Genomic DNA, 15,162 nt, shown 5'->3' on the forward strand with positions numbered 1-15,162 from the left:
GAAACTCCGGCTCTCCGTACGGTCGTTGGCGTCGCCGGGCAGGTCCACTCTCCCCCTCGGCGGCAGTGGAGGACAGTCCCGCTCGTGCCCCCACTGTGAGCGGGACATCCCAGCCCCGAGGAGACGACCCCGTGAGCGTCATGACCAGACCCACCGAAGTTGGACCGCCCGGCTACACCGAAACCCTCCCCTGCGAGCCCGAGACGGCCCGCCGTGCCAGGCTCCTCCTCTCGGCCGCGCTGAACACCTGGGGCATAGCCGAGTTGGTGGACCCGGGCGCGCTGATCGTCTCCGAGCTCGTGGGCAACGCGGTCCGCCACACCTCTTGCCGTCTGGTCCAGGTATCCGTCCGGCGCGTCACGGACGATCTCGTACGGATCGGCGTCACCGACAAATCCCATGCCCTGCCGAAAATGGATCCGGTCGCCGGCGGCGATGAGACCGGGCGCGGCCTGGTACTGGTCGACGCGCTGTCACACCGCTGGGGCTACGACGAGATGCGCTGCGGCAAAACCGTCTGGGCCGAGCTGGTGGTCCCGGCATGCTGACCTTGCGGCTGCTGCCCGAAGAGGAACTGGCGGGCGTCGCCGATCCGGAGCGGTGCGTCGAGCTGGCCGTACCCCGCAGCACCGCGGACAGGATCGCCGTCCGCACCCTGCGCCTGACACCCGCCGACCTCGTACGGCTCCGCACGGCAACCGATCTGGCGCTGGCGGACATCCGCAACCAAGTCATGCGGGCCGAGGCCGCCTGGCGCCAACGACTCGGGAAGTGGCACGCCGAGGGGCGAGCCGCCGTCGAAGCCAACGAGCCGGATACGGCCCTGCTCTCCCGTGTCCTGGAGGGCCTGCGGGCCTTCGTGTAGCGCCTGCAGACCCCGCCCGGTGCACCGAAGGAAAGCCCGGGCGGTGCGGCATCCGCCCGTCTGTCTCCCCGAGTGGGCGGGCGCCGCTCCAGACCCGCTGCTTGCAGCCTTCACAGCGGATCTGCTCAAGACCTCTCCGCTCCAGCCGAGCGGGAGGAAACCGAAAGAACAGGAGTGCACGATGCCCGAGAACGCTGCCATCCAGCCGGCCGAGGACGGACTGATCGTCTCCCGGAAGTCCATCGCCGCTGCGCGCTCCCGTGCCGAGCAGCCGTCCGACGGCGGCTCGACCGGCGTCTCCGACACCAACGACTGAGCGGAGCCGTCAGCAGTGACCACCTTCTCGAAGGTGGTCGAAAACCTCGGTGGGGACTTCCCCACCGGGGCCTTCGGCCGCACTTACCGGATCTGGCGCGGCGTCGCCGACTTCTCATCCATCCTGACGTGGGACGACCTCAACTTCGAAGCCATCCGCATGATGGCCGGCGGGGGGCATTCCGTGGAGCGGGCCTGCCGGGTGCTGTACGTGGCGGAGTCCGGCTACTACACCTGGCGCAACCGCCCGCCCTCGGCCCGCACGGTGCGGCACGCCTGGCTGACCGAGGCCATCATCGGCATCCATACTGCTTCCCGCGGCACTTACGGCGTGGTTGCCAGCCCGACATCCCCCTCTGCACACCCCACACTCGCCCGAAGCAGAAGAAGGACAGGGGGCTGCGGGTGAATGGGTGGGTGCGTGCCGCCGGGGGATCGGGGCGTCGTTCTCTCATGCTGCGCGCCGGCGACGGCCGACGCGCTCGCGCCGAACCTCATGCACGTCAACAGCGCCACGAATCTGCAGCGCCAAAGTCAGGGCTTCAGCCACGCTCGCCCACGTGCAGCTAAGCCCCCCCCGAGAGACCGCACGGCCCAGCCGGATTCCCCGAACCCAGTCCGGAGTGTCAGTGCCGATCCGTACGCTCGACAACATGGTGGGGGACGAACTGCACGAAGAACCACATGGCGAGCGGCCCGAGGAGGGGAGCGGCGGCCAGACCTGGCAGCGGCTGAGCGCCTACGCCTACCTCAGCGCACCCGAACGCCTGGAGTACGTCGCGGTGATGCGGGTCTTCTGCGGCACCCTGCTCGCGGACCTCGCCGTACCCGATGTGCTCGCCAAGCTGGCGCAGGCCGGGCACCCGGCGGCCGCCCTTGGTGCGGAGACCTTGACCGCCCGGCTCGAACAGCTCGTGCGCTGGGGCAATCTGCTGCGCAGCACCCACACGGTCACCGCGACCAGCATCGCCGACTACCAGCGCTCCCGGTCCCGTTACCAGCTGTCCAAGCTGGGCGAGCGAGTGCAGCGCGACGCCGACGAGGTGCTGGCGGGAGCGGACGCCGCGCGTGAGGTCAGCAGTGAGCTGCTCACTCTCGTCGACCGAGGGCTCAAGGAGATTGCTGCTCTGGCCGCCGCGCCGGGCGGCATGGACCCGCAGCAGGCGCTGGAGAAGATCAGCACCCTCTTCGCGCAGTTTGCCGAATTCGCCGAGTCGGTGCGGGACTTCTACGCCTACCTCGGCCAGGTACTCGCCCGCTACGACCTCGACGGAGCCGAGTACCAGGGGTTCAAGGAGCTGCTGCTCGACTACGTGGAAGCGATCACCGAGGACGTGTCCTTCCGTGCCCCGCGCATCGCCGCCCATCTGCGGGCGATCTGGCCGTACCTGCCTACGCTGTTGAGCCGCATCGATACCCATGCGTCAGGCCTCGGTGCGCTCTCCGGCGCATTGCCCGAGACACGGGTGCAGCGCAGCCGGGGACGGGAGATGGCCGACTGGGAGGGGCTGCGCGACTGGTTTGCCGACAGTGACGGCCACGGAAGCCAGGTGGACCAGCTGCGGGACGCCACCCTGCGCGCCCTGCAGTCGCTTCTCGCCAATGCCAAACGGATGCTGCGCTCGGCGTCGGGGGAGATGTCCCGCCGCAAGGACCTCCTCAGGCTTGCCGCCTGGTTCGACTCCGCCGAGCCCGAGGAGGCCCACGACATCGCGGTCGCCGCCTTCGGCCTGTACGGGGCCCGGCATCTGGGCGTGGCGCCGGACCCCGAGCTGTCCGTACCGGCGTATGTGAGTTGGTGGACCGGGCCGGTTGTGGACGTGCCAGTGGCGTTGCGCGAGCGTGGCAGCCGGGCGCCGCGCGGGCGGGCTGCGGCGGTAGTGGACCATGGCGAGCAGAAGCGCCGTCTCATGGAGCAGGCGCGTCAGCAGGCCGCCGTCCGCCAGGAGGCTGCCGCCGAACTGCGCAGCGCGTCCGGCCGGTTCGATCAGGTGAGGCTGGGGACGGGGGCCATGCGGCTGCTGCTGGAACTCCTCACCGCCGCCCTCGGCAATGCCCAACTGAAAAAAGGGGCCGGAGACTTCCAGCTCGACGGGGCGCGGGCCGGCGATGCGGATCTGGGCATCAGGCTGACGGCGTGGCGCACCCCGGGCAGGCACACTCTCCTGCGTTCCGTGGACGGTGACCTTACGGTGGACGATCTCACCCTGGCCGTCCAGAGCGCCTCGGCGCCCGCTGCAGCCGAGGAGGCGAGCGCCTGATGCCGCTGCCCTCGGCCCATGACGTGGCACTCGCCGCCGAACGCCGTGCCGCCGCCCGTCTGCTGTTGGCCCACCCACTGGTCACCAGCCACGGCCCGCACAGCGACACGTTCCCGCTGATCCGCCGCCATGCCGACTGGCTCGCCCAGCGCTTCCAGCAGGTGTTCGGCTACCGACTCCTCGTCGAGGCGTCGTACGCCCGCCTGTTCAAGGCAGGCCTCGGCCCCGGCTCCGGCCACCGCCTGGAGCGGCCGTCCACCGGCACACCGTTCACGCCACGGACGTACACCTACCTGGCCCTCGCCCTCTCGGTCCTCGTCACCGCCCCCGAGCAGCTCCTGCTCTCCCAGCTCGTCGCGGACCTGAGGGCCGCGGCCGTGGACGCGGGGATCGAGATCAGCGACAGCGGGCGCCAGGCGGAGCGGCGCACACTCGCCGCCGCGCTGCGCCAACTCGTCGACTGGGGCGTGCTGACGGAGACCGAGGGCCATGTCTCGGCCGTCGCCGAGGAGCGGGGCGGCGAGGCGCTGCTGACCGTGGACCGCGAGATCGCCCGCGCGGTCGTCGCCGGACCGCTGGCGCAGAGCCGCGACGGCGCGGATCTCGTCCGGCGGGCCGCCGACCCCGGCTTCGGCGGCCCGCGTACCTACGTGCGCAGACGCCTCGTCGAGACACCCGCCGTCCACCTCGACGACCTCACCAGCGCCGAGCGGGAATGGCTGCGGACCCGACAGCGGCGTGAGTCCCAGGCCTTCTCCGAACTGCTGGGTCTGGAGGCCGAGATCCGCGCCGAGGGCATCGCCCTGGTCGACCCGGACGGCGACCTCACCGACCTGCACCTGCCCGGCACCGGCACCGTCGCCCAGGCAGCGCTGCTGCTGGTGGGACGGCTGGTCGACCGACTGCGCCCCGAGGATCCCGGCCACCCCGCGGTCGGCGGCAGGCTGGTCATCGGCGTCCGGGTCCCGGACGGGCTGTTGCCCGAGTTGCTCGATGAGCTCGTCGAGGAGTACGGCCGACGCAGCAACTGGCAGCGAGGTCTCCTGGAAGACCGGGAGGGGCTGCTCGCCGCCGTCCTCGACCTGCTGGTCCGCATGCGCCTGATGGCACCCGCCGGTCCGGTGCGCGCCGACGGCCACGGCCTGCCCGGGGGATACGAGGACGCAGTGCTGGACGGCCGGTCCGTCACCGACGTCTCGGGCGCCCGCGGACAGGACGGTACGCACGGTTGGGTGCTGCTCGCCGCTGCCGCCCGGTTCGCCACCACGGTGGCCGTCACCTCCCGCACCGAACAGCCGCAAGCAGACGATGTCTCTGAGGGACCCGAGGAGCCGACCCGGTGAACCGCCCCCCTTCCCCGCACCGCTACCGCCTGCACCGCGCCGGCATCCGGAACGTCTGGCAGTACGACGAGCAGGAGTTCGTCTTCGGCGACGGCCGCCTGCTGCTGCGCGGCAAGAACGGCGCCGGCAAGTCCAAGGCCCTGGAGATGCTGCTGCCCTACCTCCTCGACGGCGACGCCCGCGCGCTGGACGCGACAGGCACCGGGCGCACCACCCTCCTCTGGCTCATGCTGGACGGATTCGAGCAGACCAACCGGCTGGGCTACCTGTGGGTGGAGTTCGCGCGCACGGACGAGGACGGCCAAGACCACCACCTCACCCTCGGCGCGGCCATCCGCGCCTCCCAGTCGACCAGGACGGCCAAGCCGTTCTTCTTCGTCACCCCGCTGCGGGTGGGCGAGGACCTGCACCTGGCCCCCGCCGGTCAGCCGCTGCCGCTCGACCAACTCAAGTCGCTCGTCGGCCCGGAGAACGTCACCGACCGTGCCGTGGAGCACCGGGCCCGGGTCGCCCGCCAGCTGTTCGGCCTCACCGATCCGGCGCGCTACCGCAACCTGCTCCACCTGCTGCACCGCCTGCGCCGCCCCACCATCGGCGACCGCATCGACTCCGGCGGTCTGGTCTCCGTCCTCGCGGAGACGCTGCCCGCGCTCGACGACGAGGTCGTGGAGAAGGTGGCCCGCAGCCTCGACGACCTGGACGCCGTCCGGACCGACCTCGGGCGCCTGGAGCGGACCGACGAGGCGCTGCGGACCTTCCTGGCCGGTTACCGCGGCTACCTGCACGGGACGCTGCGCCGCCGGACCGACGAGGTGAACGGCGCACTGGAACGGCTTGCGGAGCACCGGCGTCTGGCGGGCGAGGCAGTGAAGAAGGCGGCGAAGCTCCGCACGAGCGAGGACGAACTCACCGCCCGCCTCGACGTCCTCAAGGCGGAGGCGGAAGCGGCCGAGACGGACCTCGCCGCCCTGCACGCCAGCGCCAGCTACCGCAGCCTGCAGGAACTCGGGGAGAAGCGCGCCACGGTGACCGCCCTGCACAGCGCGGCGGCGACCGCCTTCAAGGCCCTGCGCCAGGCCCACAGCACTCAGGAGGAGTCAGGGCGGCGGCTCACCGAAGAAGCCGGAAGGCTCGGCGCGGAACTGGCCGAACTCCACGCGGCACACGGCGAGTTGCTGCGCGAGGCGGAGCGGTCGGGTCTCGGCCCGGTGCATCTGGGCGAACCCGGGACGGTCCCGGTCACTCCGGTCGCGGGTGCGGCGGCGGCCGAACTGACCTCCCCGGACGGCGACTTCCACGTCGTGCGGCACAGCGAGGTGCTTGCCGTCGACACGGAGTCCTGCGCGGCGGGCCTGCACGCCTGGGACACCCAATTGGCCGCCGCCGGGCCGGTGATCAGGAACCGCGCCCGGGCCGTGACCGAACTGACCGCGCTCATCGACACGACACATCGGGCCCAGCGAGAGGCGCACGAGGCCGACGCCGCGCGAGAGCGGCTGGAGGAGCAGGCGGACGACGCACGTGAGCGGGCCGTACGCCGACGGGAGGAGACAGCACACGAAGGGGAGGCATACGCAGGCGCCGTACGGACCTGGACCGAGCGACTGCAAAGCCTCACCGGCGTGTCCCTCGACGCCGTGCACGGGCTGCTCGTCCACGACCCGGCAGAGGGTCCGCTGCCCGCGCACGCCCCCGACGACGTGGCCGACACCGCCCGGTCGGCCATCGAGCCGTGGCTGGCGGAACTGGGCGAACAGCGCGTCGCGCGTGCTGTGACGATCCGCGAGCTGGCTGCCGAACAGGACCGCCTGCGGCGGGAGCGGAACGACTGGGAAGCCCGCACCGACCCCGAGCCCGCGCCCCCGCCCCACCGCTCGGCACCGCGCACCCCCGGCACCGGCGCACCCCTGTACCGGCTCGTGGACTTCGCCGACGGCCTGGAACCGGCGGCCCGGGCGGGCCTGGAAGCCGCACTCGAAGCGAGCGGCCTGCTCGACGCCTGGGTGTGCGCCGACGGCACCGTCGTGGACCCGGCCACCCGGGACACCCTCCTCACCCCCGGCGCCCCGCCCGCCGGACCTGTGCTCGCCGAGGGGTTGCGCCCGGTCATGACACCGGACAGCGGTGTGACGACCGAGCAGGTCGAGCACGTGCTCCATGCGGTGGCTCTGATCACGGACGGGACCACCGGCACGCAGGCCGGATCCGCGCTCGGCACGGACGGCTTCTGGAAGCTGGGCGTCGCCCGAGGCCGTCACACCAAGCAGACTGCCGAGTACGTCGGTGCGGAGGTGCGTGCCGAGACCCGTCGCCGGGCCCTGGCCGAACTCGATCGACAACTCGTGGATGTGCAGGCGGAGGTGACGCAACAGGAGCAGGAGATGCGGATCCTCACGGAGCGCCGAGCCCACGTGGCCGACGCACTGAGCCACCCGCCCCCGGGACGCCCACTGACCGATGCGTGGGCCCGTACCACCGAGGCCGAACGCACCGCCCAGATGCTGGCCGGCAAGGCGTCCACAGCCGCCCGTGAGGCGGAGCAGGCGCGTGCCCGCGCGGTCGCTGCCCGGCGAGAGGCCGAGGCGACTGCGAGCGCGCACGACCTCCCGGTCGACCCTGCCGCACTCGACTCCGTACGGCTCGGTCTGGACCGCCTCGGCACCGGCACGGAACGACTGCGTAAACGGCTGCGCGTGGTGGTGTCGTCCACCGACGCCCATCGCCAGGGTCGCGAAGACTTCGCGCGCGCCCTGACGTCCACTCGGGAGGCGGAATCCGACTACTCCGAACCACTCGCCCGCCTCGACGCCGCCCGCCGCACGGTCCGGGGTCTGGAGGAGGCGCTGGATGCGCCGGAACAGGAGATCCTCGCCCGCGAGGACGAGGCGAAGCGGCGGCTGGAGGCCGTGGGGCGTCAGCTTCCCGGCGCTGAGCGCGACCTGAATGCCGTGCACGACGAACGTGTGCGCGCCGAGGAGGAGGAGAAAACCAGGCGAGAGGCGCTCGCCACGCAGGAGGGAGAGACGGTCGCGACTGGCAGGAGACTGCGTACGGCGCTGTCCTTGCCGGGCGTGACCAGGGGTGCGGGCCTCGACATGTCGGCGGAGCACGAGGAAGGCGAGGCGCACTCCGTCGAGGACGGCGAGGAGCGTTCCGCAGAGGACGGCGATGCGCACCCCTTCGGGGACGGCGCACACGACCGCACCACGGCCCTGCGCCTGCTCGTGGACGACGTACGAAGCCGCCTGGACGCCGAGCGGCGCGACATCTCGGACACCGCGCTCCTCATCCGTCACACGAGCCTGCGCGACCAGCTCTCCGGAGGCTACGACGCCACACTGGAGGAACACGACGGCATCAAGATCTGCCGTCTCGTCGACGACCACGGCCCGCACGACATCGCCGCGGTCGGCGAGCGCATCGCGGCCCAGGCGACCGAGGCCCGCGAACGGCTGACGGAGCGCGAGCGAGAGGTGTTCCAACGCTTCCTCACCGGAGAGCTGGGAGACCACCTCTCCTCGCAGGTCCTGTCCGCGGGCGCCCTGGTAGCCGCACTGAACGGCACGCTGTCCACGGTCCGGACGTCACACGGGCTGGGCGTCACGCTGGACTGGAAGCTGGCGGACGGCGTGGAGGCCGACGTCAAGGCGGCGGTCGACCTCCTGCGCAGCCCGTCCGGCCTGCGCACCCACGACCAGTCCGACCAGCTCCGAGACGTGCTCCAGCGCCGTATCGAGGACGCCCGCCGCGCCGACCCGGGCGCAGGCTATGCGGCCCATCTGCGCACCGCCCTCGATTACCGGGACTGGTTCACCTTCATCCCCTGGGTGGTCAACGACGCCGTTCCCGGCAGCCGCCGCAAACTCTCGGGCCGCACGGGACTGAGCCAGGGTGAACAGCGTGTCCTGTCGTACCTGGTCCTCTTCGCCGCAGCGGCGGCCCACTTCACGAGCCTCGCGGAATCCGCCCCGCACGCACCCCGCCTGATCCTGCTGGACGACGCCTTCGCCAAGGTCGACGAGCCCACCCACGCCCGCCTCGGCCGCATACTCGTCGATCTGGACCTCGACTTCGTCCTCACCAGCGAACGCCTCATCGGCAACTGGCCCGACGTGCCGTCGCTGCACATCTACGAGTGCCTGCGCGACCCGCACGTGCGTGGCGTGGCCACGCTCCACTACACGTGGAACGGGCGGCAGAGGAGGCTGGTGTCGGTATGACGGACGCCCGAGTGAAGGACGAGCCGCCGCTGACCGCCGAAGCGATGGCGTTCCTGACCCGGCCAGGGCTGAAGCGTCTGTGGACGGCAGCCCGTACCCGCCTCGAACGAGGCGGCCTCCTGCCGGCCGGCACGATCCGACTCGCGGACCTGGACGCGGAGGAGCGCGAGGCCCTGTCGCTCCTCCTGGCCAGACCGGTCACCGGCCCCACCGCCACGATCCGCCTGCCGGACCTGGACACCCGCCTGCGCACCAGTGCGGTCGGCCGGAGCCTGGCCGCGACCCTGACGGAACTGGGCCCGCCGCTGACCGACCGGCGGGCGGTCCGGGACGCGGCGCAGGCCGAACGCACCCGTCTGTGGTCCGCGACGGAAAAGGCCCTCGCCGCAACACCACTGGCAGACCAGGCGTGGGCCCGCCAATGGCTGGAGGAGATACGGCGAGGCGGCACGCTGACGCGACAATCGTCCGCCGGCACCGCGCTCACGACCATCACCCAGGCCATCGAAACCCTCGCGACCCTCTTCCCCGGCACAGGAACGGATCCCACCCCCGCCACCTGGGGCCGCGGTGAACTGGCCACCCGCACGACCGGTTCGGCTCATGGCCTGGACGACGGCACCTTGCTGGCCCGCCTGGTCCAGCGCGGCATAGCGGTGGCCCGGGGCGTGGACTTCCCCGGTGACGCTCCGGGCCGTCGTGCTCTGTGGCGGCAGGCCTCGGTCACTCCCGACGAGGTCTCCAGCACCGTGCTCACCTATGGCCTTCGGCCGACGGGCGCCACCTGGCAGGAAGCTGCCCTGCGCCAACGCGCCGACCACCGGCTGGAGGCGCACCTGACCCTGCGCGAACTCCGCGCCCTGCACCTGACGTTCCCACCGGGCACGCGTATCCACGTCTGCGAGAACCCGCGCGTGGTGGAGGCCGCGGCGGACACCGCCTGCACCGCATCCCTGATCTGCACCTCGGGCAGTGCTGCGACGGTGGTCCTCACCCTTCTGGACGCGTTGTCGGCGGCCGGCTGCGCCTTCGCCTACCACGGTGACTTCGACTGGCCGGGTATCGCGCTCGCCAACCGGGTCATGGGGCGGTACCAGGCGGAACCGTGGCGCATGACGGCGGCAGACTACGAATACCTGGCAACGCGCGCGGAGTTGCAGGGAACGCCGCCGCTTCCCCTCACCGGCACACCGATCGAGGCGGCCTGGGACGCGGAACTGGCCGCGACCATGGACGCTTTGGGTGTCGCTCTGCATGAGGAGGCGGCGCTGGATCTGTTGCTGGGCGACCTCGCGGGGTGTGAGCGTCCGTGACATCGCACCCTCGGCCTACGGCACTCTTGAGTCAGCACATCAAGCGCACCATGGGAGCTGGGCGGAATGGGCACGGGCGGCCTTACCGAGGCAAGTCTCAGAGCACTGGCCGGAGCGCGTTCCTTCGAGCGCGGCATCGGCTACCTCGACGCCGTCTCCGGAGTGGAGATCGGCGACGGCTGGGTCGCCGCCACCGTCCACGGCACCGAGCGCTACGAGGTGGAGCTGACCCTTGACGATCCAAGCGGGCTCTCCGGCGAGTGCGACTGCCCCTATGGCCGGGAGGGCAACTTCTGCAAGCACCTGGTCGCGCTCGGGCTGACGGTTCTCGCCCAGCGGGAGAGCCTGCCGCGGCAGCGCGAGGCGGCCCGCACCCGCGTGCAGGGCCTCGACGTGTGGCTGTCCGCCCTGTCCAAGGACGAGTTGCTCGCCCTGGTACGCGAACAGGTCGGTGAGGACCGGAAGTTGAGGCACCGCCTGGAGCTGCGGGCGGCGAGCGCCCGCGGGGACCTTGCCGGGGTCCGGGCCCGCATCCGTGAACTCCTCGACATCGGCCCGTTCGCACGCTACGGGTACGTCGAGTACGCCGATGCCCGCGCCTACGCCGGCCAGGCCGGGCAGGCAGTGTCCGCGATCGGCTCGCTCACTCGCTCAGGCCGGGCAGCCGACGCGATCACCCTGGCGCGAGAGGCGATGCGGCTGCTGGCCGACGCGGTGGACAGCGTCGACGACTCCGACGGCGGGCTCGGCCAGGTCGGTGACGGTCTCGCCGACGCCCACCTCGAAGCGTGCCGTGCGGCACGCCCGGACGCGGAGGAACTCGCGCGCTGGCTGGTCGATCACGCGCTGGGCGAATGCGACGACGGCCTCACCGATATCGACCCGCTCGACTACGAGGACATCCTCGGCGGACGGGGCATGTCCACCCTGCGTGAGCTGGCGATCGGGGCGTGGCGGCGCAACCGTACGGGCTGGGCGGAGAAGTCCCTGATGGAGCGTCTGGCCAGGGCGGGCGGTGACGTCGACACGGTGATTGCCGTGTACGCGGCCGACCTTGCGGCGAACGGCCACACGCACCTGGCCATCGCCGGCGAACTCGACGGGGCGGGACGTGCCGAGGAGGCATTGCGCTGGGCGGAACGCGGCATCAGAGAGACGCGCGACCTCGCCACCGTGGACACTGCCCTCGTCGACTACCTCTACGACCGCTACGCGCGAGCGGCACGGCATTCCGATGCCGTCGCCCTGCGCCGCGACCACTTCCGCGCACGCCGCACGCTACTGACGTACCGGCAGCTGCGCACTGCCGCGCGGGCGGCCGACTGCTGGCCGGCGGAGCGCGAAGGGGCGCTCACTCTGCTGCGGGCCGATGCCGAGCGGCAGCGCCAGGTGAGCAACGGCGGCCCGGTACTCGTCGACGCCCTGCTCGACGACAAGGACGTCGACGCAGCCTGGCGGGCCGCCACCGTCACCGGCGCCGACGACCGGCAGTGGCTCATCCTCGCCGACCAGGCGCGGGCCGACCGTCCCGCCGAGGCGCTCGGCATCTACCAGCGCCTGGCCGAACCGCTCACCAAGCAGACCGGCAACACGGTCTACGAGCGGCTCGTCAGCCTGCTCGTGAGCATCCGCGACTGCCACCGACGCCTGGGAACGCCGGACGAGTTCGCCGCGCACGTCCACGCTCTGCGCGCCGCCCACAAACGCAAGAGGAATCTGATGCGGCTGATGGACGAGCAGGGGATCTAGCCCGGAGACAGCCCTGGGTTCGGTGTACTTCCGCTTCCGTCCCCGCCCCGCGCCCCTCATCCCACATGTACTGCAGGTGAACTGGAAACCGGCAGCTCAAGTGACCCTTCCGTGACCCTGGAACAAGATCCTTCTATATAGATGACCGTCTATTGTTCATATTTGGGTAGCGGCCCATACGCGGAGGGTTCACATAGTCGAGATTCGATCCAGCAACGCGGCCGGGCAAGCCGGCGGAGACGAGGATCGAGAGTCACGTGGACATTCATTTGTTGCGCCGGGCCAAGGCGCCCTTGGCTCTGATGGCGGCTGTGATGCTGGCGGTGAGCGCGTGTGGTGGGGACGACGGCGATGACGGCAACGGCAGTGGTTCCGGGGGGAGTGAGCTGTCGGGGTCGGTCAAGGTCGACGGGTCCAGTACCGTCGCCCCGTTGACCACCGCCGCCGCCGAGCTCTTCGCCGAGGAGCAGCCCAAGGTCCAGGTCACCGTGGGTACTTCGGGTACCGGCGGTGGGTTCGAGAAGTTCTGCAACGGTGAGACCGACATCTCCGACGCCTCCCGTCCGATCAAGGATGAGGAGAAGGCGGCCTGTGAGGAGAAGGGCATCACCTACGAGGAGTTCCAGATCGCCAACGACGCCCTGACCGTCGTCGTGCCCAAGGAGAACGATTGGGTCGAGTGTCTGACCGTCGAGCAGCTCAAGAAGATCTGGGAGCCCGGCTCCAAGATGAACAACTGGAACCAGGTCGACCCCAAGTTCCCCGACGAGGAACTGAAGTTGTTCGGGCCCGGTACCGACTCCGGCACCTTCGACTACTTCACCGACGAGATCAATGGTGAGGAGGGGGCCTCCCGGACTGATTACAGCCCCAGCGAGGACGACAACGTCATCGTCCAGGGTGTCGCCGGGTCCAAGGGCGGGCTCGGGTACTTCGGCTTCTCCTACTTCGAGGAGAACGCCGACAAACTCAAGGCCCTTCAGATCGATGGCGGCGAAGGGTGTGTGTCTCCCAGCGTCGAGACCGCTCAGGACGGGTCCTACACCCCTCTCGCCCGGCCCCTCTTCATCTACCCCTCCGCCAAGGCCCTTGAGCGGGAAGAGGTGCTCGGGTTCGTCGAGTACTACGTCGAGGACCACAAGGCCATCGCCGAGGACGCGCAGTTCATCCCGCTCAACGCCGAGCAGGAGACCGAGCTCAAGGCCGACCTCGACAAGCTGAAGGCAGCGGCGGGGTGACCTCGCCGACGCTCAAGGCCCCCGCAGGGGCCGGGCCCCGGTCCCTGCGGCGGGCCAAGCCGCGTTATGGCGAACGGGTCATCCAGGGCCTGCTGTTGGTGGCCGCCCTCGTCTCCGTCGCCACCACCGTCGGCATCGTCGTCTCGCTCATCCCGCCCACCGTCGACTTCTTCGAGCGTGTCAGTGTCGCTGAGTTCCTCGGCGGGACCGAGTGGACCGCGCTGTTCAGCACTCCTGAGTACGGTGTGCTGCCGTTGCTCGGCGCCACCATGCTCATCACCGTCATCGCCCTCGCGGTGGCCGTTCCGGTGGGGCTCGGGGCCGCCATCTACCTCAGCGAGTACGCCGATCGGCGGGTGCGGGCCGCTCTCAAGCCCGCCCTTGAGGTGCTGGCGGGTGTTCCGACCGTCGTCTACGGGTTCTTCGCGCTCAGTTTCGTCACGCCCCGGCTGCGGGAGTGGTGGCCCGGTGGTGGCACCGGGCCCGACTTCCAGAACGCCCTGTCCGCCGGGCTCGTCATGGGCGTGATGATCATCCCGACCATCGCCTCGCTCTCCGAGGACGCCATGGCCGCCGTACCGGACTCGCTGCGGGACGGGGCCTACGCGCTCGGCTCGGGCAAGCGGATCGTCTCCGTGCGGGTCGTCGTGCCCGCCGCGCTCTCCGGCATCGTCGCCGCCTGTGTGCTGGGGATTTCGCGGGCCATCGGCGAGACCATGATCGTCGCCATCGCGTCCGGGCTCACCGCCACTCTCACCGTCAACCCGCTGGAAGCGATGCAGACCATGACCGGGTTCATCGCCCAGGCCGGGCAGGGCGACGTGCCGGTGCAGTCCTTCGAGTACAAGACCATCTTCGCCGTCGGCGCCCTGCTGTTCGTCATCACCTTCGTCATGAACGTGATCAGCATCCGGCTCGTGCGCAAGTACCGGGAGGTGTACGAATGACCGCCGGGACCGGAATCCGGGTCAGCGAACCGCCCTCCCACCCCGCGCCCCGCAAGCTCGCCGGACCGCGCTTCCGGCCGGGCGAGAGCGCCTTCCGGCTGCTCCTGCTGTGCTGTCTGGCCGTGGGCATCATCTTCCTCGGCGTCCTCATCACCTATGTGCTGGTCGAGGCCTGGCCCCGGCTCGACTCCCGGCTGTGGGAGAACTTCCCCTCCATCCGCCGGCCCGAGCGCGCCGGCGCCCAGTCCGCGATCTTCGGCACGATCTGGGTGATCGCCTTCACCGCCCTGTTCTGTCTGCCGACCGGCATCATGGCGGCGATCTACCTGGAGGAGTACGCCGACCAGAACCGCTGGTACAACCGCATGATCGAGCTGAACATCCAGAACCTGGCCGCCGTGCCCTCAATCATCTACGGCATCCTGGGACTTGGCCTCCTCGCCCGTGAACTGTCCCTCGGGACCACGGTGTTGACCGCCTCCCTCACCCTGTCGCTGCTGGTCCTGCCCGTCGTCATCATCGCCTCGCGCGAGGCCATCAGAGCCGTACCGCAGTCAATTCGACAGGCCTCGCTGGCACTTGGCGCGACCCAGTGGCAGACCATCTGGCGCCAGGTCCTGCCCGCCGCCGTCCCCGGCATCGCCACCGGCTCGATCCTCGCCCTGTCCCGGGCGATCGGCGAGGCCGCACCGCTGCTGCTGCTCGGCGCGGTGACCTACGTGGCGTTCAACCCGGAGGGTCTGGAGAGCGCGTACACCGTGCTGCCCATCCAGATCTTCGGCTGGATCAGCCAGTCCCGCGAGGAGTTCCACCACCTCGCCGCGGCCGGGATCGTCATCCTCCTGGCCATCCTCCTGCTCATGAACGCGGCCGCCATCTGGCTGCGCAACCGCTTCAGCAAGCGCTGGTGA

The 15,162-nt window shown here is 70.7% G+C and carries 12 protein-coding genes; all 12 read left to right on the forward strand.

The features are described from left to right. Positions 1 to 140: 140 nt before the first annotated feature. The 12 genes from H4N64_RS12700 (at position 141) to pstA (ending at position 15,162) form a co-directional block, all read left to right on the forward strand. On the forward strand, positions 141 to 548 hold the full coding sequence (locus H4N64_RS12700; protein WP_186282500.1) for an ATP-binding protein: 408 nt from the start codon (positions 141 to 143) through the stop codon (positions 546 to 548). Further along, on the forward strand, positions 542 to 865 hold the full coding sequence (locus H4N64_RS12705; RefSeq protein WP_186282369.1) for a hypothetical protein: 324 nt from the start codon (positions 542 to 544) through the stop codon (positions 863 to 865). Before H4N64_RS12700 ends, H4N64_RS12705 begins: the two co-directional genes overlap by 7 nt. 181 nt (positions 866 to 1,046) lie before the next feature. Beyond that, a complete protein-coding gene (locus H4N64_RS45025; protein WP_260859700.1) occupies positions 1,047 to 1,181 on the forward strand; it encodes a hypothetical protein in 135 nt (44 codons plus the stop codon). 15 nt (positions 1,182 to 1,196) lie between these two features. Then, entirely contained in the window at positions 1,197 to 1,589 is a 393-nt protein-coding gene (locus H4N64_RS12710) for a hypothetical protein (RefSeq protein ID WP_186282370.1), read from the forward strand. 220 nt (positions 1,590 to 1,809) lie between these two features. Beyond that, positions 1,810 to 3,441 (forward strand): TIGR02677 family protein, encoded by a 1,632-nt coding sequence (locus tag H4N64_RS12715; RefSeq protein ID WP_336246697.1) that lies wholly within the window; start codon positions 1,810 to 1,812, stop codon positions 3,439 to 3,441. Next, complete coding sequence (locus tag H4N64_RS12720) at positions 3,441 to 4,784, forward strand: TIGR02678 family protein (protein ID WP_186282372.1); 1,344 nt, start codon at positions 3,441 to 3,443, stop codon at positions 4,782 to 4,784. Before H4N64_RS12715 ends, H4N64_RS12720 begins: the two co-directional genes overlap by 1 nt. After that, positions 4,781 to 9,004, forward strand: coding sequence for a TIGR02680 family protein (locus H4N64_RS12725; RefSeq protein WP_186282373.1), 4,224 nt, complete (start codon positions 4,781 to 4,783; stop codon positions 9,002 to 9,004). Before H4N64_RS12720 ends, H4N64_RS12725 begins: the two co-directional genes overlap by 4 nt. Beyond that, complete coding sequence (locus H4N64_RS12730) at positions 9,001 to 10,317, forward strand: TIGR02679 family protein (protein ID WP_186282374.1); 1,317 nt, start codon at positions 9,001 to 9,003, stop codon at positions 10,315 to 10,317. The genes H4N64_RS12725 and H4N64_RS12730 overlap by 4 nt, the downstream gene beginning before the upstream one ends. A gap of 66 nt (positions 10,318 to 10,383) precedes the next feature. Then, positions 10,384 to 12,066 carry an SWIM zinc finger family protein gene (locus H4N64_RS12735; protein ID WP_186282375.1) on the forward strand — a complete coding sequence of 561 codons (1,683 nt, stop codon included), beginning with the start codon at positions 10,384 to 10,386 and terminating at the stop codon, positions 12,064 to 12,066. A gap of 257 nt (positions 12,067 to 12,323) precedes the next feature. After that, the gene (locus tag H4N64_RS12740; protein WP_336246698.1) at positions 12,324 to 13,304 is read left to right on the forward strand and encodes a PstS family phosphate ABC transporter substrate-binding protein; all 981 of its coding nucleotides are present in this window, start codon (positions 12,324 to 12,326) and stop codon (positions 13,302 to 13,304) included. Then, positions 13,301 to 14,251, forward strand: coding sequence for a phosphate ABC transporter permease subunit PstC (gene pstC / locus H4N64_RS12745; RefSeq protein ID WP_186282376.1), 951 nt, complete (start codon positions 13,301 to 13,303; stop codon positions 14,249 to 14,251). Before H4N64_RS12740 ends, pstC begins: the two co-directional genes overlap by 4 nt. Next, positions 14,248 to 15,162, forward strand: a complete 915-nt coding sequence (gene pstA, locus H4N64_RS12750) for a phosphate ABC transporter permease PstA (protein ID WP_186282377.1) — start codon at positions 14,248 to 14,250, stop codon at positions 15,160 to 15,162. The genes pstC and pstA overlap by 4 nt, the downstream gene beginning before the upstream one ends.

It is taken from the genome of Streptomyces cupreus, assembly GCF_014257025.1.
Classification (GTDB): domain Bacteria; phylum Actinomycetota; class Actinomycetes; order Streptomycetales; family Streptomycetaceae; genus Streptomyces; species Streptomyces cupreus.